Here is a 25,334-nt window from a genome sequence, read left to right on the forward strand (position 1 = left end):
ATTTTTTATTAAATTCATTTTCAATCATATGCCTCTTGTTCTAGGAAATGGTAATATAACGGAGGACTATTTGAGGAATAGGGGTGTTGACGATATCTGGAATCATCATCGGATATAAAACGGCCTTGTATTCGTTAAAGGCAGACATATCCATAAAAAAAGAACAAATCACAGAACTGAGCATGTGCCGAACAGAAGTAAAAGGGGCAAAAGCGGCCCTATCAGATGCCAGCAAAAAAATCACTCATCCCGATCTGACATCACATACATGGTTTGGAAGTCTGGCAGATACATTTGATGGCCTTCGGGATGAGATGGCCTCCGCCAGTCAAGAGATAAAGGGTGCACAGCTAACCAATCTATTGAATCGAATCGATGAAAAAATCAGTGACCTGACAGCAGATATCCATTCGTTAGAACATGAAATTCATTCGGTTGAAAGAAAAATAGAGAAAGAAAAGCAGAAACAACTGGAAGAAAAAAGAGGGAAATAACATGAGTAGAGAAATCAAAATAGACGCCAGTGAGGCGAAAAAAGCATTAAAACATGTAAAACAAGCAGGCGCTCATGTCCATTTAACACTACCAAAAACCATCAAAGGGAAAAATGAGCTCTCCACCACAGAACAGATAGAAAAGATCAACCAGCAATTGAATGCACTAAGTACATCCTATATAGAGATACTTCAGAAACAGCTTGTACAAACAGAACAAGCGGTGAACACCATGATTGAAACAGACAAGGCGCTTGCTTCTAGCAGTAAAAGAAAATAAAGGAGAACGCAATGAAAACCCTTGACGCCTTTGCGCTAATCAATGGAATTGATCAAACACTGAATTCGTTAAAGCAGCAATCACAAAACATCAGCTCACTAGAAAAACAAATCGACCACATCATCTCACTTGATGATGCACTAAAGGGAGAGGCAGGGCAAGCCATTCGAGCATTTTATACAGAATGCCATATTCCTTTCTTGCAATTCTTTCAGGTTGTCATTGAGGAATACAGTTCTGCGCTCAAAAAAACAAAGCAGGCACTTCATGCCCTTGAATCAAATCAACACGGTTTTATTTCACAAACATTTATCGAACACGAACTTGATTCAGGTTTAAAAAAAGCGGAGCGAGCGATTTCTGACATCGTATCAGATGTAAGCCAGGCGATCGGCAGGGTCAGTCATATCGTTCACTTGCCTCATGTAGACGAGTCTGCTTTTCAACAGAGCTATCAAAAAGCGTGGCTTGAGACATCCAGAACCATTGGACTGCTCCATGCCTTTGACAGAGAACAAACAAGTGCTATGAATGAAACAACAAGTGCATTGCAAACAATGAAGCAATACATCAACACTTTAAGCACCATGTTCACCGGTCCAAAAATCGAGATCACCAGCTATCAAAAGGGATCTATTTTCAAAGATACAAAAGAAGAAAAAGTAAGCAGCACGATCAGCGGATTGAATGACAAAATAGACAACCCGAAAGACAATCCGATGATGATCATGCTGGAGAAATTGAGAGAGAAAGAACAGGCGAATGTGGATACGGTGGTTCGGAATGACACCCATAAAAACATCAGTAAACAAATCACAGTAAACGATCCATCGCTTACGCCATTGCAAAGGGAAGCCGTGAACGGGAAAAACAAGATTCATAGAGACATCAGGGTCATAAATGGTAAACTATTCAACGTAAAAGGCATTAAAAGGTTAAAAGAATTCGACATCGCAGATGAAGTCGTCACGGACCCGTCGAATATTGATTTTATTGGCGGGAGATATACCGTTTACGCTAATAAACAAATCATTCGAACGTATATCGCAAACGGCGAAGTAAGAATAGAAGAAGTCGACAAAATTCCAGAAAGCCGCAGCCATGGCAACGCTAAACGCATATTAGACGGTGAAGTCGTCTCAATCACTGAAAACATCATCCTAGAATACAGCGGCATCTACGACGGCTTCCGAGCCGTTACTGGCAAAGACCCAGAAACCAGCAGAAACATCAGCAGCACAGACCAAGCCTTATCCGCAGCCTCTATCATCCCAATCACGAAAATAGTGAAGGTTGGGAAATATGTTTTTAGGTTGGAGCAAGGGAAGAATGTGAAGAGGGTTAAAACACCTGCTTACGGTAAACAATCCGTACCTAAAGGACCTTACCGTGAAGTAAATGGTTTCCCTGCAAAAGTAAAATCAGGAGCTCAAGAAAAACATATTCCAGAAACACCAAATTACAAGCAAGAAGTAGCAAACGGAAAAAAGAAAAGCATTTTTTACGGAGATAATAAAAAGGCACAAGAATTGCTGGATAAATATGCAGGGACAGGCAAGGAATTGGGTAAGAATAAAGAAAGGATAGACTTTGGCCAAGCGATAGGAAAATACTATAATATTGATACTGGAAAGTATGAAGAGACTACTAAGGGAATGATACATTATGGGAAAGATGGTGCTCACATCGTACCAGCGAGGCCTTAAAATGATGAATCGGAGGTAAAAAATGGGTTATGATTCTTTGATTGGAACATTAATAAAGTATGAAAAAAAAGATATGATTTTGGAATGGAATAGTGGATTGAAAATCTTAGGAAAACTAGATACAGTTTTTGAAACAAATAATATGTTAGATGAAGATGATATTAATTTTACAGAATATATTGCTGCTGCTTTCCAAGTAAATGATATTCTTTCTCATCCTAATGAAAACAGTGGCGGTGTATACGATTGGTTAATTCAAGAGAAAAGCTCTTTAGTTGAGATATCTCTTTATGATGATCCACCAAATAAGATTTTGGTAGATGGTCAAATAGTATGGGAATTGGCAGATGAGTAACAATTGACATCTTAGAATTTTAAAATCAAAGCCTTCGGTAAGAGGGCCTTTTTATTATTTATGAGTTAGTGAAATATGTTTCAAGTTGATCGTTGGCAAAACCGGTTTCTGTAGGTTCCTAACTGGGGCAGTTTGGGCTGAAAAATGATAGCGCATGTGTATCATCAAAGCTCAATAAATATTATTAACAGTAAAGTACCATTGAATGATTTAAATAAAACCTTGAAAATAGGAGCATTAAATGAACAAAAAACAACAACTAACGAAACAAATCCAAACGATCATCAACATCCTAGAAAAAGAATATTCACAAGAAATCAATCAAGGTGTTCTCCAATTAATATACAAAAGATATAAAAATGCACAAAGGATCATTCAGAACAATGAAGATCTCCAAAAAATTGTGATCATTGGCGGGGTAAGAGCTTATTTGGATAGTTATAATGACTATCTAAACCCCTTTCTAGATGAATTACATAAAGCAGAGAGTTTGCTTAAATAATAGATAGGACGGTTGTCTGTAGTACTGGAATCAAGTCTTGTATTGGGCAGCAAAACAGAGAAAGGAATACCTATGGAACATAAACAAAACAAAAGCAAAAAAACATCCAATTGGCTATTAAGTATCAGTATTCTTATTGTTATAGGAACAGCTTTGATGAGAGGAGTTTCTTACTCAGATGCTGATTATCGCGGTTTCCCTATTGATTGGCTAGTTCTGCACGGACATCATACTTTTGAATTTCTATTGTGGGGTTTTATACTCGATGTGCTCATTTACTATTTTCTTTTAAAAATGCTCCTTCGTTTGTATAAAAGGGTGATGAAAAAATCAGCTACTAGAGGAGGCTCTTAAAATGCTCAATTTACCTCAAAACCCAAATCTTCACGTGAATAAACCAGCAAGTGACATACACATCAAAAAGGCAGAATCCCAGCTAAACATGGTGCTGCCCCGTGCTTATAAGGCTTTGCTAAAACAGACAAATGGATGTTCCATTGGAGGCGACCTGCTTCTATACGGAACTGGGGACATAGTGGAACGCAATGCAACGTGGGAAGTTCATCATTATGCAAGCGGCTATGTAGCCATTGGCGACGATGGCGGCGGGCAAGTATTTCTTATGCGGCAGGCAGAAGAGGAGAAAAAAGTGTGGATTGTCGATGCTGGTGTGATAGACCCTCAGCATGCGGAGTTGGTGGCTGAAGACTTGTTGAGTTGGGTAAGTGAGGGCTGTTTCATAGAAGTTTAGTCTATTAAGGAGATGATCGATTTGCCGTGGAACACAATGATCGCTGCATGCCTCGTGGTTGGGGTTCCTGTCGTTTTGATTGCAGCTGTTTATTTCATCGCGAAAAGGAAGAACAAGAAAACCAAAGCATCCAGTTGAAAAGCTCTGTGACGTTCCTTGTCATAGAGCTTTTTTCTCTCTCATTCTCCCTCCATGTTATAATAAACACAGTTTATGAACGAGAGGATATGCAGGAGATGAAAAATGAACCTATTGAGTTACTGACACAGCCGACATGGCGAATCATAGATCAATCGAGCCTTGGTCTTTATGTGGACCCGAAGCAATCCTTTGCAATGGATGATACGCTTTGCGCGTCGGTGGGGAAGGGCCTTTCACCAGCGACAGCGCGTTCTTGGGTGCACCACAATACGATCGTTCTTGGGATTCAGGATACAAGGCTTCCATTTCTTCAAGATGGTGTGAAACTTCTTGAGGAGGAGGGGTATCGCGTCATTGTACGCAATTCAGGCGGTCTTGCTGTGGTGCTGGATGAAGGCGTACTGAATGTGTCTTTAATTTTTGCGGAACAAAAGAAAGGCATTGATATTGACCGAGGATATGATGCAATGGTGGAATTGATCCGCCGGATGCTGTCGATGTATGAGGTGGAGATTGAAGCCTATGAAATTGTGGGCTCTTACTGTCCAGGTAGCTATGATTTAAGCATCAATGGAAAGAAATTTGCCGGCATTTCTCAGCGCAGATTACGCGGAGGGGTCGCTGTGCAAATCTATTTGTGTGCAGATGGAAGCGGGCGTGAGCGTGCCGATTTGATCCGTCGTTTTTATAACGCCGCCTTAAAGGACAAACGACAAGAGGTCAAGGCAGTGTTTCCCGATATACAGCCTGAGACGATGGCATCCCTATCAGAATTAACTGGAGAACCAATTGACTGTGCGCTTCTCATGCGTCTTTTACTAGAAGAACTCCAAAAGCTGAGTGATCAACTGACAGCTTCAGGAATGACCACTGAGGAACAGCTAGAGTTTGAGAAAAACATGACGCGGATGATTGAGCGAAATGAGAAAGTGTTCTCGTAAACACATCCATCTTAAAAAATAGGGGTGACGTAATGGAAAAGAAACTTCTGAAAGCCATTGAACTTCGAGAAAGTGGACATCTTCAAGAATCCAATGACATGCTCACCCGTCTTGTAGAAGAGTATCCAGACGATGCCTCTATTCATTATCAATGTGCTTGGAATTATGATTTGTTAGGAGAGGAAAGGCAAGCTGTCTTTTTTTATGAAAAGGCCATCGAGTTAGGGCTGTCTTCAGAGGAACTGGAAGATGCTTTACTAGGGTTAGGAAGTACATACAGAACCTTAGGTGAATATGAAAAGTCAAAACAGGTATTCCTAAACGGGCTGGAAGCTTATCCGAATAACAAAGCCATTCAAACGTTCTATGCCATGACTTTGTATAATTTGAATGAACATAGCAAAGCGATGGAGATATTACTGAACTGTTTAACTGAAACGACAAAGGATCCTACTATTTTGAGTTATCGAAAGGCCATTGATTTTTATTCAAATCAGTTAGATACATTGTGGAAATAATCTGGTGAGTCATATAGAAAGGAAGGATTCCGGTGAAATCCAAAAACGGCAGTTACCTCTATTTACTATGGCTTCCTGTCATCAGGAGAAATGTATGTTTTTGGAAATGTTGTAGATCGACAAAACAATCAAGTCATTTTGTCGATCTATCTTTATTATTTTAATTCAACTTTATAGACAATATAAATGTTAGGATCAAAAGTGTATGTTCCGGGTTGATTAAATGTTGATGCAGAGACTTGGAAAGAATACTTCTGTTTAACAGGAACCCATGCTCCATTTGGATAACCAGCTGGATAAACTTTGAAATCAGGGTATGTTGTGTTAATCCAAGTCATGCTAGAATTTGGGCGTATACTTCGTTTTAATGTATATATGCTTAATGAATTTCGACCGATGTCAGGACCATCAGTTCTAACTTCTGTTATGTAGCTATTATTCGGAATTGAACTGTCATTCGATAGGTCAAAGTTTTGTAGCGAGCTAGTTTTTTTAAATGACGTAATAGAAGTTTGATTAAGAGTAATCCTTTTTTCCATAACTGGTGAATACAGAACGGGCATTCCTACAGTAACATTTAATTCATATGGAAATTGATTTTTATCATCATCAGAAGGTTTAATGTAAATTAAATAATCTCCTTCCGTAACGGTAGGGAACTCAATTTGAGCTGTTCCTTCTTCATTGATTGTACTTTTTCCTATTCCTCTACTTTGTGAAATGACTTCACTATTAGGATTAGTAATTTTGACATCAAATGTTTTAGGAGAACGAAGGGTTAGTTTTTCTGTCTTATTCATGCCAAGGTAGACTTTATAGATTCGGTGATCATCTGTATTTTTAATAGTTGTTTTAGATTCATCCGGAATGCTAAAAGCATTACTTCTTTTTAATTCAATCGGCTCATCTGCTGCCTGTGCGTTAAAGGATATAGTGCTTAATAATATAGTGATCACTAATCCAAATAAAAATTTCCTCAATTATCAACAACTCCCTTTTAATTCATATATATGTATATCGGTATATGCTTTAAGAAGTTAATATAGTATATAAATTCATTTTATGTTTATTAGTTGTAGATTTTTTAAAAAGGAGAAATTGCAATGAAATCCAAAAACGGCAGTTACCTCTATTTACTATGGCTTCCTGTCATCGTAGGAGCCGGCTACGGCATTTCACTTTTGGTGCCGTTTCTTCAGCCTGTACTGACACTTGGCATCGCAGGGCTGTATCTTTTTATCTTTGGTGATTTTCAGGTGAGACAGGTCAGGTATATCTTTATGTTCGTCTTTTTGATCAATGTCCTTTTTAGTGTGATGCTATTTTTGGATATATAAAAAAGTGCTTCCCGCAGGTGGGGAGCACTTTTTGTTATTCTGCCATTTTTTCGAGGTTGCCGTTACGGTCCATTTTAAAGGTTGGTGCGGCAGTGTCGTCATCCTCAAATAAAACTAGTTTTCTTGCACGGTTCATGATTTTGACGAGTGTTTCATAATCTTCTTGAATCGTGAGCTGATCCTTTTCAAGCTTTTTCACTTCAGCTTCTAGCTGCGAGACTTTATGTGATAGCTCGTTGTTTTCTCGTTTTAACCGGTTGTTTTCCATACGTAAGGCAGAGGATTGCTGTCCATCGCCTTCATAGCGGCGTAAGAAATCAATGATGTCTTCAATGGTTAATTCCTGACGCTGTCTAAACGGATTGGCTTCTGGTTTTTTCTCGACACCGTGTGAAGCCTGTGACAATAAATGTGATAAACTAGCTAACTCTTCATTGTAGCTTTTATCGACAAACTGAAGCTGTTCTGCTGTTTCAGCCGCTGGCGCAAACGTTTCTTCCTTTGCTGGTTCCAGCTCCTCAGAAAATTCTTCCTGTGTGATCGTTTCTTCAACTTGCGGTTGATAGAGCAAACGTTTTTTCGCAGGCTGTCCATTGCCGAGTGCACGCATACGTTGTTTACGCTGTTTTTTGGCAAGGGCCAAGGCTTTTTCATATTGATGCCTCACGACAGCATTCCATCTAAAACCGCATGCCGCTGAGGTGCGGTTCAGCTTGTCTCCTACTTCTTCAAATGCATTCAGCTGTGTGCTACCCTCTCTAACATGGCGTAAGACGGTTTCTGCCAGAAGGAGATCGTCTTCCTCTGACCAAGCATCTTGTCTTTGTTTTGACATGTGTTTAAACCCCCATATGATTTGATGGTATTAGATTAGCCAAGTTCAAGAAGGTTTATACAAGTTTGCTAAAAGGATAGTGGAAAATACTAGCTTTTATGTGAACACATACCGGGCTTTCAATGCGTCTTGCAAGTCCAGCCGCTTCGATGTACAATGTTGGGTGGTATATTATTCACTCTTGGTTGTCCAACTGTTTCATATAAAATGAAGTTCATCATTGAAAGGAAGCGTAAGACCATGGCTAATGAGTTTCGCGTATGTGACGATTGTGATGCGACGAACCTAAAGACATTATTGCCTCGACTCAAATCGGTTGACCCTGATGCAAAAATTGAGATTGGCTGTCAATCCTATTGTGGTCCAGGACGAAAAAAGGCTTTTGCGTTTGTGAACAATCGCCCATTATCCGCACCAACAGAAGATGAGTTACTCGAAAAGGTTCAAAAAAAAGTCAAATAAATGTCACTGAATGTGTTCAGTCGACCTAAAAAGAGGTCCGTCCCTGTCAGGTCGGGCTTTTTACGTCCATGCAATCTTTGAGAACACATTCACCAGCAAATTCAAGGATGTTTTCGGGGAAATTTACCCGATATAATAGAAACACGTCTTAAAAAAGAGGGACGAAACGATGGCGTATCCAAAAGGGAAATTATCTGAAGAAAAGGTATTTAAAGATCCTGTGCACCGGTATGTTCATGTACGGGACGCATTAATATGGGATTTAATAGGAACAAGAGAGTTTCAGCGCCTGAGACGAATTAAACAGCTAGGAACCACTTACTTGACGTTTCATGGGGCAGAGCACAGCCGGTTTAATCATTCACTCGGTGTATACGAGATTGTGAGACGGATTGTGGATGATGTGTTTAAAGGGCGACCAGAATGGGATGAAGGGGAGCGCGAGCTTGTGCTGAGTGCCGCTTTGCTTCATGACCTTGGACATGGCCCGTTTTCTCATTCCTTTGAAAAGGTCTTCCACTTAGATCATGAATCGTTTACAAGAGATATCATTTTAGGGCAAACGGAAGTCAATGAAGTGCTTCGCCGGGTCAGTGATGATTTCCCGAAGCATGTCGCAGAAGTCATTGCCAAAACGTATCAAAACAAACAGGTGGTCAGTTTGATCTCAAGTCAAATTGATGCCGACCGTATGGACTATTTGCAGCGTGATGCCTACTATACAGGCGTCAGCTATGGTCACTTTGATATGGAACGTATTTTGCGTGTGATGCGTCCGAGAGAAGATCAGATTGTGATGAAGCAGAGCGGGATGCATGCGGTTGAGGATTATATTATGAGCCGCTATCAAATGTACTGGCAGGTCTATTTCCATCCAGTGACACGCAGTGCGGAGGTTATTTTAACGAAAATCCTTCATCGTGCAAAAGAGCTGCATGAAACTGGCTATATGTTTACACATGCCCCTGTTCATTTTTATTCGATCTTTGAGGGGAATGTCACCACAGAGGACTATATTAAGCTAGATGAATCCATTGTCTTATTTTATTTTCAGGCGTGGGAAGATGAAGGAGATCACGTGCTGGCAGATTTGTGCCGCCGTTTTATGAACCGCCGATTGTTCCAATATACAGAGTTTAATCCGAATGAAGAGATGACGAAATATTTCAAGCTGACCGCCTTGTTCAAGGAGGCAGGAATTGATCCTGACTATTATTTAGTGGTCGACTCTTCCTCTGACTTACCTTATGACTTCTACAGACCAGGGGAAGAAGAAGAGAGGCTGCCAATACACCTTTTAACGCAAAGTGGTCATATTAAAGAGCTGTCGAGACAGTCAGATATTGTTGACGCCATTTCCGGTAAACGAAGAACCGATCATAAACTTTATTTCCCGATGGACTTAATTGTAGATATGTCGGAAAAAGCTGAAGAAAAGAAGGCGATCATGAAGCTGCTTGGATTGGGATAAGGAAGTACTGAAAAAGGAGATGTCGGGAATTTGTTGAAAGAGCATGCAAAGTTGATGAAGGTATTCTCTGAATCAGGGGAAATCGTTGGACGGAAGAAGCTGCAAAAGATGATTTACATAGCCAAAAAGCTAGATTTGCCTTTTTATGAGAAATACGATTTTCATTTTTATGGCCCCTATTCGGAGGAACTGACGCTCAGAATTGAAGAGCTGTGCAACCTGGGATTCTTGGACGAAATGAAGGAAAAAAAGGGCGGATACTATCAATATCGCTATTCGCTGACGGACAATGGGAAAGAGTTTCTCGATCAGTGTGAAGTGGACATGCCTGACCTCAAAGTGCTGACGCAGAAGATGAACGAGCAATCGTCTCGTTTTCTGGAGCTTGTCTCAACGATTTTATACTTTGATGACCTGCCAAAAGATGAGGTAAAGGAAAAGGTCTTCACCATTAAAAGCAAGCAGCGCTATACGGACGAAGAATTTGAGGCGGCTCTTGCTTATATTGATCAGTTGAAGGAATTGAACTAACGAGAAGAACCAGTGTGTGATGGCTAATGGCTAGAACAGACTGGTTTTTATTTTGCGCAGAAACAAGTCGATCTCATGGGTCGACTTGTTTTTTTATGAATGGTGATAAGAAAATCTCGCTAAAAATTGTTTTGTACGTTCTTCTTTCGTCTGTTCAAAGACTTCTTCCGGCGTACCTGATTCGACAATGACCCCATCCTCCATGAAAATCACCCTGTCGGCAATATCATAGGCAAAGCTCATCTCGTGCGTGACGATGATCATGGTGACCCCGGTTTGTGCTACCTGTTTAATGACATCAAGCGTTTCTCCTACAAGTTCTGGATCTAATGCGGAGGTCGGCTCGTCGAACAAAATGACTTCTGGATTCAGTGCAAGTGCACGTGCAATGCCAACTCGCTGCTGCTGTCCGCCAGATAATTGATGCGGATAGGCATCCTTTTTCTCTAGTAATCCGACCTTTGTGATTAATTGGAGAGCTGTGTCATAGGCTTGATCTTTCGGTTGTTTACGGGCAATGACTAAGCCTTCCATGACATTCTCAAGTGCCGTCTTATGAAGAAATAGATCGTATTGCTGAAAGACCATGGCAGTTTTTCTGCGAAGTGCGAGGATGTCTTTAGGCTTTGCTTGATTGAACTTGACGGTCGTGTGATCAATGCTGATTTCTCCTTGATCCGCACGCTCAAGAAAATTCAAGCATCGTAGAAAGGTTGATTTCCCAGAACCGCTCGGACCTAAAATGACGACCACTTCGCCTCTTTTTACCGTTAAATCAATTCCTCTCAGAATCTGGTTTTTACCGAACGCTTTATGCACCTGTTTGATGTCAATCATGCCAATCGTCTCCTTTTGTTTTTGTGTCCATATTTCTCGTATCCGGCTGTAATGGCTTCGATAGAGGCACACAGTGCCCAGTAAATCAGAGCAACGGCGATGTAGGCTTCAAGATAACGATAGTTCCCATTGGCTTTGATTAAAGCGCCGTTTAAAATATCGACCACAGACACCATAGAGACGAGAGAAGAGGCTTTGATTAAACTGATCAGCATGTTGTTCAAAAGTGGAAGGGCGATGGGAAAGACTTGCGGTATGATCACCCTTCGTAAGACCTGCCTGCTGGTGAAACCAACGGATAAAGCAGCATCGAATTGACCCTTCGGGATAGATGCAAGAGCGCTTCGAAATATTTCAGATAACCCGCTTATGGCATATAAAGTAAGAGCGAAAATGGCAATCCATCGTCTGTCCAAATCACTGAAACGAATCTGAAGAGAAAGAGATGCAGCCAAGTGATCGAGCGAATCAGAAAAAATAAGATAAGATACAAGCAAGATTAGGACAACAGGGATTGCTTTAAAAATAGCGACAAACCATTTGAACAATTGAGACAGTACAGGCACTTGATAAAAACGGATAAGTGCAATGCCAAAGCCAAAGACAGAGCCAAACAATAGCGGGAGAAAGCCTAACAGTAGAGTTGTCGGCAAATAATGAAGTGCGGCTAGAAAGGCCTGTAGCATAAAGGCAACATCAAAATCCACTCAGATCGCTCCTTTCTTATGATGTAGTAAAGTCTCCGCCCAATATTTTCTTAGATAATTCAGCGAGCTTACCGTTATCAATCAGCTTCTGCAAGGCTTGATCAATGTCCTTTTGAAGCTTCGTATTGTTTTTTTGATAGAGATAATACGTTTTAGATACGTTTACAGGCTTTCCAGACGTCACAAGGTTGGCATTGAATTGTTTGTTTAGTTTATTGACGTCATACTTTGTGAGCAAGGCAGCATCGACCGTGCCATTCTGCAGGTTTTTGACCAAAATTTCGTTTCCGCCATCTCCGTAGACAATGTCAATTTTCCGATCATGCTTTTGGTTATATTGCTCTAGCAGATAAGCGAAATTACTTCCTGTAGAGGTGTGCACTTTGTGTCCAGCCAAATCGTCAAGGCTTTGAAAGTCATGACCGGATGCTTTATCTACAACCACATAGCTTGTATAATCTGTGTAGCCAACTTTTCCAAATAGATATTTCTTCTGACGCTCATCATTGATTTCATATTGATGGGCAGCGAGATCAACTTTACCGGCATCTAAAGCAGGTAGAATATTTTTAAACTCAAAGGATTCATATTTAAATCGATATTGCGGTAGCAGCCGATCAACTTCATCTAATACAGCCTTCTCATATCCTGTTAATTTGCCGTTTTCATCTAAGTAAACGAAAGGCTGATAAGCGTTCCCTGTCCCAACAATGATTTCTTTTGCATCGGAATTATTATTTTCTGCTTCTGCTTTGACTTCATTCGATTGATCCGTTTGTCCGCAGGCTGCAAGAAGCAATGAACCAAGTGTAAGCAGACCAATGAGATGATGTTTTTTGTTATTTTTCATGTGAATTCCTCCTCGTTTTACTTCGTACGTTTTTCTACAGTGAAGGCCGCTTCAACTCTTTTGAAGGGAACCAATGTTGTCTGACGCTGCTTTCTTGTCCTCGGTGTTTGAATTCGTTTTTCTAATAGGTCAAACGCTTTTTCTAACAGCATACTTAAGAAGATAAAAATAATGGCAGCAATAAAGTATCCTTCTAATACGCGGTAGTATAACGCCCCTAATGTTTGAACCTTTCCTATAATGTCCATTACGCCTAATGTAAAGGCGAGGGAGGTATTCTGTAATAAGTTGACGATGGCCACGCCAATATTCGGGAGGGCGATTCTCCCTGCTTGAGGAATGAGTGTTCTTCTATAAATCTGCCATTTGGTCAGCCCAATTGAGGCAGCGGCTTCATATTGAGATACTGGGACACTCGATAGGGCGGATCGGAATATTTCTGAAAAATAGGCAGCTGTATTGAGTCCATATGTAATATAAAGAAAGATCAATTTGTTCCACATGGAGATATCAAGTCCAATTGTCGCAAGCAAACCTGGCAGACCATAAAAGACAATAAACATCTGAACAAGAATAGGTGTTCCGCGAATAAATGAGACATAGATTGCACTGAGCTGGTGCAGGACGGGAATGCGCTCAATGCGAAAATAAGCAATAATAAATCCAAGAAAGCTGCCAATCAATGTGGCAAATAAAACAATCAGCAAGGTTGTTGGAAGGGCTGATAATACTTTAGGGAAGAGCGTGACCACATACTCCCATTTGAAAAATTCACCCATGTTGAATCACCTCCTATGTTGAAGTCGTTTCGACTTTTTCCTCTGCTGGCGGTGTCCCTAGTATGGCTTCATCAAAACGTTCTGGGATGAGCACTTTATACATCAATACACCTAAGTCGCCATTTTCGGTCTCACGTTCAATATATGTTGTATAGCCTTTTCGTTCGTACATGTCTAAAAGCCAAGGGTGCTTTCGGCCAGAAGTGCCCAGTGTGTATGCTGGCGCCTTGTATGTCTCGCGGAGCAGGGTGTTTTCCACATAATCGAGCAGCTTATTTCCGATCCCTTGTCCTGCTAAATCAGGAGCTGTCGCAAACCACCAAACAAAGGGATATCCTGAGACTGGCTGAGTGCTCTCCCAAGGAAAACGGATGGTGATGGTTGATATAAGCCGCCCGTCTCGTTCTAACACAACAGCAACGGATTTTGTGATGTTTTCTGTGACCATTTCAAGTGTGGCGTTTGTAGACGGCCAATCGATGCCCATTTCTCCAAGCGGTTTAAATGCACTGGACAGCAATTCTAGAAAAGCTGGCGCATCTTCTTCGGTAGCGATGCGAAAAATATCTCGACTCATGACAAACCTCCAATCAAAATAATGTCAAATCAACGCTTTTCGTAAAGCATCGATATCTGGATTCAGCAATGCTTGATACACATGGGGATTTCGGCTGATCTCCACAACTGGCACATAGCGGACGCCATATTTTTTCTCTAAAATATTTCTGTAATGATCATGTTCTGTTACATCAATAATTGAATAAGAAATGTGCTGTTCGTTGAAATAGGACTGAATGTCCTTACAATAACTGCATCCATTTTTGCTCCATAAAATGATTTTTTGTTTGTTTGACATTAGACGTTCACCTCTTGATTTAATTGTTTTTTGGCTGTTAGTTCATGATCGAATGCTTCCTTTAATAATGTGATAGACGCTATTCTTGCATCAATGTCTACAATCGGAGATAGCACGATGAACTCATTGATATCGTATGTCTCGGCTAGTTCATTCAGCCGGTGATGGACGGTTTCTTTGGTGCCAGCGGTATAACCGGTTTTTTGAATGTGAATATTGTAGTGTTCCTTCTCCGTTCCTTTTACCAGTTTTTCTGCATCTTCTAGTGATGTCACATTAAGCTTTCTTCCATCGGAAAAGGAGACCTTTACTGTTTCCTTTTGCTTGATGTGCGAAAGGGCTTGTTCGTGATCTTCCGCTACAGAAACGGTGATGGCGAGAAGAAATTGCTGGTGAGTATCCTCTTTTTGATGTTTTTCGAAAGTCTCCCTTGCTTCTTTTAACAATGTTTCATCTCCATTAATAAAGAAGGCAAACACAAAGGAGATTCCTAGTTTTGCTGCAAATTCAGCACTCTCAATACTTCCGCCTAGAAGGAACATGCCTGGTGATACACTAGGAATTGGCTGAGCATTTAATTCATTTGCTTGTTCAGTAAGATACGTTTTGAGATCCACTAATTTTTGAGAAAAGTCTTTCCGTGACGCTTGATAATCTTCCTGAAGTGCTTGTGTCGATTGATTCAGACCTCCCGGTGCTTTCCCAACACCTAAATCGACTCTGCCAGGCGCTAATGACGCCAGTACATGAAATGTTTCGGCCACCTTAAACGGGCTGTAATGCTGAAGCATGACACCGCCTGATCCAATTCGCAGGCTGTTCGTTTTTGCTAAAAGGTAGCCGGCAAGGGCTTCAGGAGAAGAACCCGCTACTTGAGGATTATTGTGATGTTCAGACACCCAAAACCTGTGATAGCCTAGCTGATCCGCTGCTTCAGCCAGTTTGACGGTATGCTGAATGCCCGTCTCTGCTTTCTCGTTCTCACCGACGAGGCTTTGATCAAGAATACTAAGGGTGAGCGACATTGGCTGTTCCTCCTATTAGACTTTGATATTGAGATAGTGCGAGGTTTAATCTGTCTGTGGCATCTGAATCAAGCACATAGCGATCTGAATCCTGCTTTGTGACCTGTTGATCCACGACATAAACGCCAGATTGAACAACCGTTGCACCGAGTTGATGAATGATCGGTTTCAGCGCATATTCAATGACGAGTAAGTGACCATAGGTTCCTCCTAAAACGAGAGGAAGGACAGGTTTCCCTTGAAATGCTTTCTGGGGAAGGACATCTAAAAACGTTTTTAAAATACCGGAAAAAGACGCTTTGTAGACAGGCGTTAACACAATCACGCCATCGCTGTCATTCACAAGTTCAATGGCCTTGACAATGTCTTCGTTTGAGAAGTCCGCTCTTATTAAGGCGCTGCTTGGGAGCTGGTGGACTTGAATGATCTGAACATCAATTCCATTTAAAGCTAAATCTTGTTGAGCATGATGCAGGACACCGGTTAATCGAGAATGGACAGAATGTCCGCCTGCTATAATGGTTACTTTCGTCAATTCGTCTCCTCCATTTCTTATAATTCCTTCTAAACAACTTGGAATAGTTGATAATATAAATTATAATAAGGCAAACCAATAGAAAAGTATAATTAGTAATCATAAATACATGATTCAGTTATTTAAAATACAGGGAAAAGAGGGGTTTCTATGGAGATTCGAGCGATACGCACCTTTGCCACAATCGTTAAATACGGGAATTTTTTAAAGGCAGCAGAAGCGCTGAATTATTCTCAGCCAACTATTACTTTGCACATCAAACATTTAGAAGAGGAAATTGGGGAGAAGCTCTTAGAACGAGGAAAGACCTTAAAGTTAACAGGATCGGGCCGGTTATTTTATGAAAGAGCTAATTCGTTATTAAACGAGTATGAAAAGCTGACGAAAACGCTCCAAGATTTAGAGCTGGGCATTGCTGGATTAATTCGTATTGGTGTTTCTGAGCCTACAGCCAGTTTAGAGTTTCCTGCTCTCCTTGCAGAATTCAAGGAAAGGTTTCCGAATGTTGAATTTTCTGTGCAAGTAGCGGATGCGAATACGCTGAGTTCCTTACTTTCTCATGATGAGATTGATTTCGCGATTTGCGGGGCACCGGAAGCCTCTATGGAGAATAGCTATAAACCTCTTTTTCAAGATGATATCGTTTTATTGGTCCCGTCTTCCCATCGATTGGCGGAAAAAGATGTAGTAGAGGTGACAGATTTAGAAAACGAGACCATTTTATTCACGCCTCACAATTGCCCCATCCGCATCCAAATTGAACAACAAATCGTTGATGTCATTGGGACCAATTACAATAAGTTAGAGATTACGAGCAGCATGTCTCATAAACACTATGTTCAGGCTGGACTAGGAGTGTCTCTTTTTACACGAACTGCTCATTCTTTTACACTCCCTGGCACGAAGGTATTAGAAATAAAGGGAATTCACGTTTCCCCGCCAGTCGGTCTATTGAGAAAAACAAATGATACGCCTGGAAGAGCCGTACTCCAGTTCATTGATCTCATTGAAAATCAATTGCATCAAACATCATGAAAAGGGGTTAGCCTTTGAGCTAACCCCTTTTCAATGTCTATTTCACAGTTTCTTTGAGATACAGATTTTTCTTTAAAGGCAGATCCAAATTTTCGCGAAGGGTATGAGCTGGATAATTCGGGTCGTAATAGCCTCTTTCTTCCAAAATCGGGATGACATGCTCCGTCCATTCGGTTAAACCGCTTGCTAAAATCGGAGCGCCAAAAATAAACCCATCTGCGGCCTCTTCTTCGATCCATTGGATCAGTTGGTCTGCCACTTGTTCGTAAGTTCCGAAAAAAGCACTTTTGGGGGTGGTCACTCGTAGAGCGACTTCTCTTAGGGTCAAGCTTTGTTCTTTCGCCATTTTTTTAATCGACTCTGTTGTGGATTGAAAGCTATTTGAACCGGCATCACCTATATCAGGAAATGGCTCATCAAGTGGAAATTGACTGAAGTCCAAGTGATCAAAGAACCTGCCAAGGTAATGAAGGGCTTCTTCAATAGAGACAAGATGCTGAATGGCTTGATATTTTTCTTCTGCTTCTTCGACTGTTCTCCCTGTAATCGGGTGGATACCGGGGAAAATTTTGATGTCAGATGGTTTTCTACCTAGCGCTGCGGCTCTATTTTTCACGTCGCGGTAATAGGCTTTCGCCTTCTCAAGTGAATCTGCATTTGTAAATACGGCGTCCGCTTCTTTTGCGGCTAGATCCTTTCCTGCCTCTGATGCACCTGCCTGGAAAATCACAGGCTGCCCTTGATCAGACCGTTCGATATTTAAGGGACCTTTGACAGAGAAATGCTTGCCACGATGGTTTAATGTGTGCAATTTATCTCGATCGAAGAAAACACCTGTTGTTCGATCCCTTATAAAAGCATCTTCTTCCCATGAGCTCCAAAGCCCGTTCACCACATGTAAGTATTCTTCGGCAATTTCATATCGAAGTGAATGGCTTGGATGTGAGCGAATGATGTGATTTTCTGCTGAGCCTTCTAATGGGGAGGTCACAACATTCCATCCCGCCCGGCCTTTACTTAATTTGTCTAAGGATGCAAATTGCCGGGCAATGGTAAAGGGTTCACTGTAGGAGGTGGACACAGTGCCTACAAGTCCGATCTGTTTGGTGACTGTGGCAAGTGCAGATAAAATCGTTAATGGCTCAAATCGGTTCAAGAAATGAGGAATCGAATGTTCATGAATATATAAGCCATCTGCAACAAAGACAAAACGGAATCCCGCTGTCTCTGCCTGTTTTGTGATCGCTTGATAATAATCAATATTGACACTCGCATCTGCTGGAACCGATTCATCCTTCCACGCATTCATGTGGCCTCCTGGACCATGTAACATTAATCCAAATTGTATGTGCTTTTTTCCAGACATGCGAATCGTCCCTTTCGTTTTAAAGTCAATGTGTATATGTTCTTCATCATAAGGTAGAATCGCAGAGAAGTATAATTGGTATCAGTAAAGTGTGACTTTATCTTTTCTAATATCAATCTTTGTTTCTTTATGAGGCTAGTTTGAAAAAAGAGGTGCGATTCCTAAGCGAATGACCCAGACCAAAAGCGCTATTTTTCGATGAAAAGTGTGCCAAAATATCCGAAAAATTAGTGAATATGACGTGATTCGACTTTCTTCCTGTGCATCTATTTCCCTGTTTTTGACTGAATAGAAGGAAAATGGTGAATTTTCAGTGAATATATAACCTTGTGAAAAACAAAGGAGGGATAGGAATGAAAAAGCGTTCAGTCTTTTTGTCATTTTTATTGGTAGGTAGTTTGTTACCGGGGGTAAGTTCAGCTTCAGCACCAGTGGCGAGTGCAGGTCATGAGCATGATCATGGTCATGCGCCGTTCGAAACCCATATTAGTGAGGGGTTGCCAAAGGCAAACGATTTTAAAGATTTGACGACAGCACCTCCAATTGAACGAGATGTCACAACAAAGATTTTAGATGAGTCTGGTAAACAGGTAGGATCTAGAACCTTTAAAGCAAATACAGGAGATTCCATTTCTACAAAAGCAAGTACAGGCAGTCAGAAGGTGACGGTCTATGCAGTTGCTGATGCGCAGTATCGCGCGAAATATAGTGATTGGCAGACGCGGATTGTCAGCATCATTGAGCAAGCGGACGTCACATTTAACCGCGACCATGATGTGGACTTTGTCGTACAAGCAGTAGGGTCTTGGACGTCTTCAGGATCAAATTCATCGCAAATTCTTTCCAACCTTCAGCGCAGCTTTGATGGCAGAGGATACGACTTTGTCACAGGATTTACAGCAAATCCAAACTTTGACGCTGGCGGAATCGCTTATGTTTACAATAGTGCACCGAGCGGAAGTGCATTCGCTGTCAACCTTGACCAAGGAACAGCCAATACAGCAAAAGCGGCTACGCATGAATACGGCCATAACTTTGGCTTGCCGCATGACCCTCAAGGCAGCGGAATTGTCTGCTTAATGAATTATGATTATTCCTACACAGTTGATTACTTCGATGCGGCTCATAAAAGTCAAGTGAACCGTAATAAAGCGTGGTACAGATAAGATGATTAAGAGACAAAAGGACAAACACAGATACAGATGTGTTTGTCCTTTTTATATGCTTACAGATCGCTGATTCGTTTTCCTGCTACGGCATAGTGTTCTTTTTTCATTTCTTCAATAATGACAGAGACTTTTTCTGCACCTGCACCTGTTGTTTCAACAACGGCATCAGTGACTTTCTCTACAAGAGCTCTTTTCTGCTCATCTGTTCTTCCTTCAAGCATTTGAACGGTGACAATCGGCATGATGGCAACCTCCTTTTTCCATTAGTGCTTCGCTTCCCTTTAGTTTAAGGGACTTCTTATAGTATACTGAATGAAGTAAATCATTGTATAGAAAGAAAGAGGGATTCATGCCTTTGGACCAATTTCTTGTTTATCCATTAGAACTTATTCCATATGTCGCCATTACGCTTGTTGTGGCATTCACGATGCACGAGCTGGCGCATGCATATGTTGCGTATCGTTTCGGAGACCCGACAGCTAAGAATCAAGGGAGACTTACGCTAAATCCATTAAAGCATCTGGATATATTCGGGACGATTTTGATCTTTGTCGCTGGGTTTGGCTGGGCGAGACCTGTGCCGGTGAATCGTTACCATTTTAAAAACCCGCGGTTGGCAGGGATTTGTGTCTCCATTGCTGGGCCTTTAAGTAACTTCGTTTTAGCATTTCTAGGCTTTTTTGTGTATGTGCTTCTTCAGAAATTTGGCGGGGAGTCGCTCGTGCGCTTTGAGCCAGGGGTCGATAATTTCTTTTTAATCTTTATTAACCTAAACGTCATTTTGTTTCTATTTAACTTACTACCACTCCCGCCGCTGGATGGGTATCGTATTATTGAGGACGTTGTCAGTCCGGGCATCCGTGCGAAAATGACGCAATTTGAACAATACGGGATCATTATTTTCCTCATATTCGTCATTACACCGCTCGGACAGTTTGTGTTTGGTCCATTGATCGGTATGAGAAATCAAATCATACACTTGTTTAATCTTATTTTGAAGCCGCTGCTTTAGGAGGTTTAATGAATGGAAGGTAAAAAAAAGAAACCAATCGGATTTAATATCATTAAAAAAACAGATGCAACTGATGGACATGGAGGCTTTGGGGCAGGCGCCCTCAGCCTTGATAATATTTCGCCAGTTATCATTGATGTCGAGGAAAAGGAAGCGATCATTGATATTGGTGCGATGCATGCAAGAAGTGCCGTGGAAAAAGGGATTAAATTTTTGAAAAGCAAAGAAGAGGTGCCGAACGGAAAGCCGTATTGGCTCGTATGGGTGACCATTGACCGTAGAGAAGATGGACCTTATTATGCAGGGGTGACAGCCTGTGAAATGACTGTCGACCGCTCAATCCGCCGCGGATATAAGTCACTTCCAGAGCATGTGAATTTAATGGATAAATCGATGAAGCGCAAAATCGTCGTTAGTCATATGGATGACGTATCGAAAAAAGTGCTTGCTGATTTTTTGAAGAGTCATAATGAAGCATTATGGGAAGCATCTACAGATGAATTAAAAGAAGGGTTGGCTGTCCCTGAATAATTGTGAAATTTTTGTGAAGAATGGTGGTTGGCGACCAATTCCAGCCATTTTTTAAGTAAACTGGTGTTAAAGCTAGGACATGGAGAATCCCGAGATGCAGGTCTCGGGGTTTTTCATGTCCTTTTTTAGCGTTTTAGCCACTTTTCCCACCATTTCTTTGGCTTTTGATCTTGAACAGGTTCTTGCTCAGAGGATTTCCCCTCAGGACCATAGCAGATACCTGTCGGCTCCGTTCCTTCTATAAAATAGGTGAATACCTTTGATTCACATCCTGGGCCTGCGAGATCGCCGGTTTTTGGATTGATATACACACCTTTTACGCCATCTGGCGGCATGAAGGAGGAGGCTGGCTGCTTCGAAAGAGCTGACTCCATAAAGGTAGCCCATATTTTTTTCGCATAGGCGGTTTCTTCGACCGAGTCAATGGTGCGCCCTTTATCATAGCCAGTCCATACACCCGTGACGAGCTGGGGCGAGAAGCCGATCATCCAGCTGTCGGCTCCTGTCGTCCCCGATTTCCCCCCGTATGTTCGCGTAAGATCCTTGATAATGGTACGTCCAGTGACACTTGTATAGCCGTTTAATTGATCATTAAACATACCGGACATCATGTCGGTGGTGACAAATGCTGCTTTTTCATCTAGGACTTGCTCTCGTTTTTGCTTTTCCTCAAAGAGCACGTTGCCTTTTGCGTCTGTTACTTTCGTAATAAAGGTTGGTTTGACGCGTTTTCCACCATTGACCAGCATAGCGTAAGCATTGGTCATTTCAATTGGTTTGACAGGAGACGTTCCTAGGGCAAGGGAGGGCACTTGATCTAGTTTTTCGTTGATCCCAAAAGTCTTACCTGCACGTACAAGCTGCTCCATGCCTAAAAATAAATGGGTTTTGACCGCATAAATATTATCAGATAGCGCCAGGGCTTGAAGCATCGTTATACCGTCATTTGCGTAATAGCCGTGATAATTGCTTGGTGAATAAGCCGCACCGCTTCCTTGATCATCCAGCTCAAAAACGGTTTCCTCACTGCGCATGACAGTTGCTGGTGTAAAACCATTTTGCAAGGCAGTGTAATAGAGAAGAGGTTTCATGGTTGAACCGGGCTGTCTTTTTGCTTGTGTCACCCGATTGAATGGACTTTTCTCATAATCTCTTCCTCCAATGAGGGCAAGTACATGACCTGTTTGGGGATGGATAGCGGTAAAGCCGACTTGGATGTCTGATTCGGCATTCATCGTGGCTTTTAACGTCTTCTCTGCGATTTTTTGTAATTCTGGATTTAGGGTCGTTTGGACATGAAGTCCATAGGTTTCGATCTGTTCCTCTGTTAACCCTAAGCTTTGTTTCAATTCTCTAATGACATCATCATAAAAATACGGAGCCTGCTTTGCTTGCAGCTGCTTTTGCTGCAAAGGACGATAGGACAGTTTTTCTTTCGCGGCATCACCTGCTGCCTTTTTCGAAATCATGCCATCCTCTTGCATTTGCCTAAGGATCATATTCTTTCTTGCGCCCGCTTTCTCCTCATTCACATAAGGAGAGTAGAGGGAAGGTCCCTTTGGGATACCAGCAAGCAGAGCAGATTCGGCTAGTGTCAAATTCTTCGCTTTTTTCCCGAAATACAGGCGGGACGCCGCTTCCACACCGTACGCTCCATGACCATAATAAATGGTGTTCAAGTATCCTTCTAAAATCTCATCTTTCGTATAGTTTTGCTCTAAGCGAATCGTGTAAAAGGCCTCATTCCACTTCCGCTTCCACGTTTTATCATGATCTAAATACAGATTTCGTGCATATTGCTGGGTGATGGTGCTGGCACCTTGTACCTTTGCCATGGCACGAATATCGGCCACCGCAGCACCTGCCATTCGTTTCACATCAAAGCCATGATGCTCATAAAAGGTTTTATCCTCAACAGCTACAACTGCCTGCCTGATATGAGGGGACATATCCTTTAACGGGACCCAATACCTCTTTTCCCCAAAGCTGGACTCTCCAAGCTTTGATCCATCTGCTGCATAAATGGTCGTGGATTGGGGAACTTGAACAGAAGGGGCACCTTGCCACTTTGCGAGTAAAAGAATCGTCAAAAAGACTGTGCCTGCAAATAGAAAAGCGAGCAAGCCAATAAAAAAGCAGGCTCGAATCGTTTTCACGGTCATGCGGATTTTTTTATTACTCATGATTGTGTCCATGCAAAGCCCCCATTTTGACGGTTTTTTATCAGTATGGAACAAAGAAAACCGTTTTAAACAAGCGATTGCATGAGCGTGCTTGAAATGGGAAGATATCGCATGCGGTTCTTTACAATTTGATATGAATCCACTATACTTTTTTCTTGGACAATCGATATAGTCATAGCCGATAAAAGGCGCTAACAATAGATGTTTGTTTATTATTGGATGAGAGGAAGATGGACAATGAGCGAGCTTTGGTATACAGAGAAGCAGACGAAGAATTTTGGCATTACATTGAAGGTGAACAAAACCCTTCACACAGAACAAACAGACTTTCAGCATTTAGAAATGGTGGAAACAGAAGAGTTTGGCAATATGCTGTTTTTAGACGGCATGGTGATGACATCTGAGAAAGATGAGTTTGTATACCATGAAATGGTGGCACATGTTCCTCTTTTCACTCATCCAAACCCGGAAAATGTACTTGTCGTAGGCGGAGGAGACGGCGGTGTCATTCGTGAGATTCTCAAGCACCCAAGTGTGAAAAAAGCGACACTTGTTGATATTGACGGTAAGGTCATTGAATACTCGAAGAAATTCCTTCCTTCAATTGCTGGGAAACTAGACGATCCTCGTGTAGATGTCAAAGTCGGCGACGGCTTTATGCACATTGCGGAAGCTGACAACGAATATGACGTCATCATGGTTGACTCAACTGAGCCAGTCGGGCCAGCTGTGAACCTGTTCTCTAAAGGGTTCTACGCAGGAATTTCTAAAGCACTAAAAGAAGACGGTATTTTTGTTGCACAAACGGACAACCCTTGGTTCACTCCAGAATTGATTACAAATGTACAGCGTGATGTAAAGGAAATTTTCCCGATTACAAAGCTTTACACAGCGAATATCCCAACGTATCCAAGTGGTCTTTGGACATTTACCATCGGTTCTAAAAAATATGATCCACTTGCTGTAGAAGACAGCCGCTTCTTTGATATTGACACAAAATATTACACAAAAGAATTGCACAAAGCGGCATTCGTTCTGCCGAAATTTGTGAGCGACTTAATCAAATAAATGAAGCGAAATGGACATGCGCAAATGACGATTTTGCGCATTTTTTGAAGCGTAAAAGGAGGAATTTTGCATGAGATTCGATGAGGCGTATTCAGGAAAAGTGTTTATTGGAAGTCATCCGACATGGGAAGATGCAAAGGTCATTTTATACGGTATGCCGATGGACTGGACAGTTAGCTACCGCCCAGGCTCACGTTTTGGTCCGAACCGTATTCGTGAGGTATCCATTGGTTTAGAGGAATATAGCCCTTATTTGGATCGTGAACTGCATGAGGTACCATTCTTTGATGCTGGTGACATCCCGCTCCCATTTGGAAATGCACAGAAAAGCTTAGATTTAATTGAAGAGTATGTCGACAGTATTTTAGAAAAAGGGAAGTTTCCATTAGGAATGGGCGGCGAGCATCTCGTGTCTTGGCCAGTTTTCCGTGCGATGCATAAGAAATATCCTGATTTGGCGATTATCCATATGGACGCACATACGGATCTTCGTGAGGAATATGAGGGTGAGCCGCTTTCCCACTCGACACCGATTCGTAAAGTTGCAGGACTTATTGGACCTGAAAATGTATACTCTTTCGGCATCCGTTCTGGAATGAAAGAAGAATTTGAATGGGCAAAAGAAGCGGGGATGCACATTTCTACATTTGAAGTACTGGAACCATTAAAGCAAGTATTGCCAAAGCTGAAAGGTCGTCCAGTGTATGTGACGATCGACATTGATGTACTAGATCCAGCTCATGCGCCTGGTACAGGCACAGTGGATGCTGGCGGTATTACGTCAAAAGAGCTGCTTGCATCCATTCATGCGATTGCAGGATCTGATGTACAAGTAGTCGGTGCAGACCTTGTTGAAGTAGCGCCTGTATATGATCATTCTGACCAAACAGCGAATACAGCGAGTAAGCTTTTACGTGAAATGCTGCTTGGGTTTGTGAAATAATAAGTTGATAGAGGAGCTTGTCATCTCATGTAGACAAGCTCTTTTTTTACATGGATCAAAAAGTAAAGGAGGCAGCTCATGCTCTCTTCTATATTGATGGTGCTTCTCGCTTTA

32 protein-coding genes are annotated in these 25,334 nt (G+C 41.7%); 19 read left to right on the forward strand and 13 right to left on the reverse strand.

The window, feature by feature from the left end; genetic code table 11:
* Nucleotides 1-92 precede the first annotated feature (92 nt).
* The 9 genes from IEE86_RS04835 to IEE86_RS04875 all read left to right on the forward strand — a co-directional run bounded on the left by IEE86_RS04835 (nucleotide 93) and on the right by IEE86_RS04875 (nucleotide 5,688).
* Nucleotides 93-494 (forward strand): YwqH-like family protein, encoded by a 402-nt coding sequence (locus tag IEE86_RS04835; RefSeq protein WP_191096527.1) that lies wholly within the window; start codon nucleotides 93-95, stop codon nucleotides 492-494.
* A 1-nt stretch (nucleotide 495) separates the two neighbouring features.
* Nucleotides 496-774: a YwqI/YxiC family protein gene (locus IEE86_RS04840; RefSeq protein WP_191096202.1), complete on the forward strand. Its 279-nt coding sequence runs from the start codon at nucleotides 496-498 to the stop codon at nucleotides 772-774.
* A gap of 11 nt (nucleotides 775-785) precedes the next feature.
* Nucleotides 786-2,480 (forward strand): T7SS effector LXG polymorphic toxin, encoded by a 1,695-nt coding sequence (locus IEE86_RS04845; protein WP_191096203.1) that lies wholly within the window; start codon nucleotides 786-788, stop codon nucleotides 2,478-2,480.
* Nucleotides 2,481-2,502: 22 nt separating this feature from the next.
* On the forward strand, nucleotides 2,503-2,835 hold the full coding sequence (locus IEE86_RS04850; RefSeq protein WP_191096204.1) for a hypothetical protein: 333 nt from the start codon (nucleotides 2,503-2,505) through the stop codon (nucleotides 2,833-2,835).
* A 241-nt stretch (nucleotides 2,836-3,076) separates the two neighbouring features.
* Entirely contained in the window at nucleotides 3,077-3,337 is a 261-nt protein-coding gene (locus IEE86_RS04855) for a hypothetical protein (RefSeq protein ID WP_191096205.1), read from the forward strand.
* A 12-nt stretch (nucleotides 3,338-3,349) separates the two neighbouring features.
* Entirely contained in the window at nucleotides 3,350-3,691 is a 342-nt protein-coding gene (locus IEE86_RS04860) for a hypothetical protein (RefSeq protein WP_224740809.1), read from the forward strand.
* A gap of 1 nt (nucleotide 3,692) precedes the next feature.
* Nucleotides 3,693-4,088: an SMI1/KNR4 family protein gene (locus IEE86_RS04865; RefSeq protein WP_191096206.1), complete on the forward strand. Its 396-nt coding sequence runs from the start codon at nucleotides 3,693-3,695 to the stop codon at nucleotides 4,086-4,088.
* Between the two features lie 236 nt (nucleotides 4,089-4,324).
* Nucleotides 4,325-5,170 carry an octanoyl-[GcvH]:protein N-octanoyltransferase gene (lipL, locus tag IEE86_RS04870; protein WP_191096207.1) on the forward strand — a complete coding sequence of 282 codons (846 nt, stop codon included), beginning with the start codon at nucleotides 4,325-4,327 and terminating at the stop codon, nucleotides 5,168-5,170.
* Between the two features lie 32 nt (nucleotides 5,171-5,202).
* Nucleotides 5,203-5,688 carry a tetratricopeptide repeat protein gene (locus tag IEE86_RS04875; RefSeq protein WP_191096208.1) on the forward strand — a complete coding sequence of 162 codons (486 nt, stop codon included), beginning with the start codon at nucleotides 5,203-5,205 and terminating at the stop codon, nucleotides 5,686-5,688.
* Nucleotides 5,689-5,843: 155 nt separating this feature from the next.
* Here the strand turns inward: IEE86_RS04875 and IEE86_RS04880 are convergent, their stop codons facing one another.
* A complete protein-coding gene (locus tag IEE86_RS04880) occupies nucleotides 5,844-6,668 on the reverse strand; it encodes a hypothetical protein (RefSeq protein ID WP_191096209.1) in 825 nt (274 codons plus the stop codon).
* Nucleotides 6,669-6,791: 123 nt separating this feature from the next.
* Between IEE86_RS04880 and IEE86_RS04885 the strand changes: the two genes are divergently transcribed.
* Nucleotides 6,792-7,025 carry a DUF5970 family protein gene (locus IEE86_RS04885; RefSeq protein ID WP_191096210.1) on the forward strand — a complete coding sequence of 78 codons (234 nt, stop codon included), beginning with the start codon at nucleotides 6,792-6,794 and terminating at the stop codon, nucleotides 7,023-7,025.
* 34 nt (nucleotides 7,026-7,059) lie between these two features.
* Here IEE86_RS04885 and IEE86_RS04890 read toward each other — a convergent pair whose 3' ends face one another.
* Complete coding sequence (locus tag IEE86_RS04890) at nucleotides 7,060-7,860, reverse strand: RsfA family transcriptional regulator (protein WP_191096211.1); 801 nt, start codon at nucleotides 7,858-7,860, stop codon at nucleotides 7,060-7,062.
* A gap of 240 nt (nucleotides 7,861-8,100) precedes the next feature.
* Here IEE86_RS04890 and IEE86_RS04895 point away from each other — a divergent pair, with 240 nt between their 5' ends.
* From IEE86_RS04895 to IEE86_RS04905, 3 genes are all read left to right on the forward strand, one after another.
* The gene (locus IEE86_RS04895) at nucleotides 8,101-8,322 is read left to right on the forward strand and encodes a YuzB family protein (RefSeq protein WP_003215259.1); all 222 of its coding nucleotides are present in this window, start codon (nucleotides 8,101-8,103) and stop codon (nucleotides 8,320-8,322) included.
* Between the two features lie 169 nt (nucleotides 8,323-8,491).
* On the forward strand, nucleotides 8,492-9,793 hold the full coding sequence (locus IEE86_RS04900; protein WP_191096212.1) for an HD domain-containing protein: 1,302 nt from the start codon (nucleotides 8,492-8,494) through the stop codon (nucleotides 9,791-9,793).
* Between the two features lie 30 nt (nucleotides 9,794-9,823).
* A complete protein-coding gene (locus tag IEE86_RS04905; RefSeq protein WP_191096213.1) occupies nucleotides 9,824-10,324 on the forward strand; it encodes a YwgA family protein in 501 nt (166 codons plus the stop codon).
* Between the two features lie 93 nt (nucleotides 10,325-10,417).
* On the opposite strand, the gene IEE86_RS04910 is transcribed toward IEE86_RS04905, so the two are convergent.
* The 8 genes from IEE86_RS04910 to ssuE are packed head-to-tail and all read right to left on the reverse strand — an operon-like array spanning nucleotide 10,418 to nucleotide 15,913.
* Entirely contained in the window at nucleotides 10,418-11,161 is a 744-nt protein-coding gene (locus tag IEE86_RS04910; RefSeq protein WP_191096214.1) for an amino acid ABC transporter ATP-binding protein, read from the reverse strand.
* Complete coding sequence (locus tag IEE86_RS04915; RefSeq protein WP_191096215.1) at nucleotides 11,158-11,868, reverse strand: ABC transporter permease subunit; 711 nt, start codon at nucleotides 11,866-11,868, stop codon at nucleotides 11,158-11,160. Before IEE86_RS04915 ends, IEE86_RS04910 begins: the two co-directional genes overlap by 4 nt.
* A 16-nt stretch (nucleotides 11,869-11,884) precedes the next feature.
* Nucleotides 11,885-12,718, reverse strand: coding sequence for a transporter substrate-binding domain-containing protein (locus tag IEE86_RS04920; RefSeq protein WP_191096216.1), 834 nt, complete (start codon nucleotides 12,716-12,718; stop codon nucleotides 11,885-11,887).
* A 17-nt stretch (nucleotides 12,719-12,735) separates the two neighbouring features.
* Nucleotides 12,736-13,497, reverse strand: coding sequence for an amino acid ABC transporter permease (locus IEE86_RS04925; protein ID WP_191096217.1), 762 nt, complete (start codon nucleotides 13,495-13,497; stop codon nucleotides 12,736-12,738).
* A gap of 13 nt (nucleotides 13,498-13,510) precedes the next feature.
* On the reverse strand, nucleotides 13,511-14,074 hold the full coding sequence (locus IEE86_RS04930; protein WP_191096218.1) for a GNAT family N-acetyltransferase: 564 nt from the start codon (nucleotides 14,072-14,074) through the stop codon (nucleotides 13,511-13,513).
* Between the two features lie 24 nt (nucleotides 14,075-14,098).
* Nucleotides 14,099-14,353 carry a glutaredoxin family protein gene (locus tag IEE86_RS04935; protein WP_191096219.1) on the reverse strand — a complete coding sequence of 85 codons (255 nt, stop codon included), beginning with the start codon at nucleotides 14,351-14,353 and terminating at the stop codon, nucleotides 14,099-14,101.
* On the reverse strand, nucleotides 14,353-15,378 hold the full coding sequence (locus IEE86_RS04940; RefSeq protein WP_191096220.1) for an LLM class flavin-dependent oxidoreductase: 1,026 nt from the start codon (nucleotides 15,376-15,378) through the stop codon (nucleotides 14,353-14,355). Before IEE86_RS04940 ends, IEE86_RS04935 begins: the two co-directional genes overlap by 1 nt.
* Nucleotides 15,362-15,913: an NADPH-dependent FMN reductase gene (gene ssuE, locus IEE86_RS04945; RefSeq protein ID WP_191096221.1), complete on the reverse strand. Its 552-nt coding sequence runs from the start codon at nucleotides 15,911-15,913 to the stop codon at nucleotides 15,362-15,364. The genes IEE86_RS04940 and ssuE overlap by 17 nt, the downstream gene beginning before the upstream one ends.
* Nucleotides 15,914-16,063: 150 nt before the next feature.
* Here ssuE and IEE86_RS04950 point away from each other — a divergent pair, with 150 nt between their 5' ends.
* Nucleotides 16,064-16,948: a LysR family transcriptional regulator gene (locus IEE86_RS04950; RefSeq protein WP_191096222.1), complete on the forward strand. Its 885-nt coding sequence runs from the start codon at nucleotides 16,064-16,066 to the stop codon at nucleotides 16,946-16,948.
* A gap of 37 nt (nucleotides 16,949-16,985) precedes the next feature.
* On the opposite strand, the gene IEE86_RS04955 is transcribed toward IEE86_RS04950, so the two are convergent.
* Complete coding sequence (locus tag IEE86_RS04955) at nucleotides 16,986-18,314, reverse strand: LLM class flavin-dependent oxidoreductase (protein WP_191096223.1); 1,329 nt, start codon at nucleotides 18,312-18,314, stop codon at nucleotides 16,986-16,988.
* 353 nt (nucleotides 18,315-18,667) lie between these two features.
* On the opposite strand from IEE86_RS04955, the gene IEE86_RS04960 reads away from it, so the two are divergent.
* Nucleotides 18,668-19,480, forward strand: a complete 813-nt coding sequence (locus IEE86_RS04960; RefSeq protein WP_191096224.1) for a zinc-dependent metalloprotease — start codon at nucleotides 18,668-18,670, stop codon at nucleotides 19,478-19,480.
* Between the two features lie 59 nt (nucleotides 19,481-19,539).
* Here the strand turns inward: IEE86_RS04960 and IEE86_RS04965 are convergent, their stop codons facing one another.
* On the reverse strand, nucleotides 19,540-19,725 hold the full coding sequence (locus IEE86_RS04965; protein WP_012011601.1) for a 2-hydroxymuconate tautomerase: 186 nt from the start codon (nucleotides 19,723-19,725) through the stop codon (nucleotides 19,540-19,542).
* A gap of 113 nt (nucleotides 19,726-19,838) precedes the next feature.
* Between IEE86_RS04965 and IEE86_RS04970 the strand changes: the two genes are divergently transcribed.
* Together IEE86_RS04970 and IEE86_RS04975 are read left to right on the forward strand one after the other, a co-directional pair.
* Nucleotides 19,839-20,495, forward strand: coding sequence for a site-2 protease family protein (locus IEE86_RS04970; RefSeq protein ID WP_224740833.1), 657 nt, complete (start codon nucleotides 19,839-19,841; stop codon nucleotides 20,493-20,495).
* A gap of 12 nt (nucleotides 20,496-20,507) precedes the next feature.
* The gene (locus tag IEE86_RS04975) at nucleotides 20,508-21,026 is read left to right on the forward strand and encodes a YwhD family protein (protein WP_191096226.1); all 519 of its coding nucleotides are present in this window, start codon (nucleotides 20,508-20,510) and stop codon (nucleotides 21,024-21,026) included.
* 125 nt (nucleotides 21,027-21,151) lie between these two features.
* Here IEE86_RS04975 and IEE86_RS04980 read toward each other — a convergent pair whose 3' ends face one another.
* On the reverse strand, nucleotides 21,152-23,221 hold the full coding sequence (locus IEE86_RS04980) for a transglycosylase domain-containing protein (RefSeq protein WP_191096227.1): 2,070 nt from the start codon (nucleotides 23,219-23,221) through the stop codon (nucleotides 21,152-21,154).
* Between the two features lie 225 nt (nucleotides 23,222-23,446).
* Here IEE86_RS04980 and speE point away from each other — a divergent pair, with 225 nt between their 5' ends.
* Nucleotides 23,447-24,277 (forward strand): spermidine synthase, encoded by an 831-nt coding sequence (gene speE / locus IEE86_RS04985; protein ID WP_003214614.1) that lies wholly within the window; start codon nucleotides 23,447-23,449, stop codon nucleotides 24,275-24,277.
* A 70-nt stretch (nucleotides 24,278-24,347) separates the two neighbouring features.
* Nucleotides 24,348-25,220, forward strand: coding sequence for an agmatinase (gene speB / locus IEE86_RS04990; RefSeq protein ID WP_191096228.1), 873 nt, complete (start codon nucleotides 24,348-24,350; stop codon nucleotides 25,218-25,220).
* The last annotated feature ends 114 nt before the right edge of the window (nucleotides 25,221-25,334 follow it).

This window comes from Bacillus crepusculi, from assembly GCF_014764715.1.
GTDB lineage: Bacteria > Bacillota > Bacilli > Bacillales > Bacillaceae > Bacillus.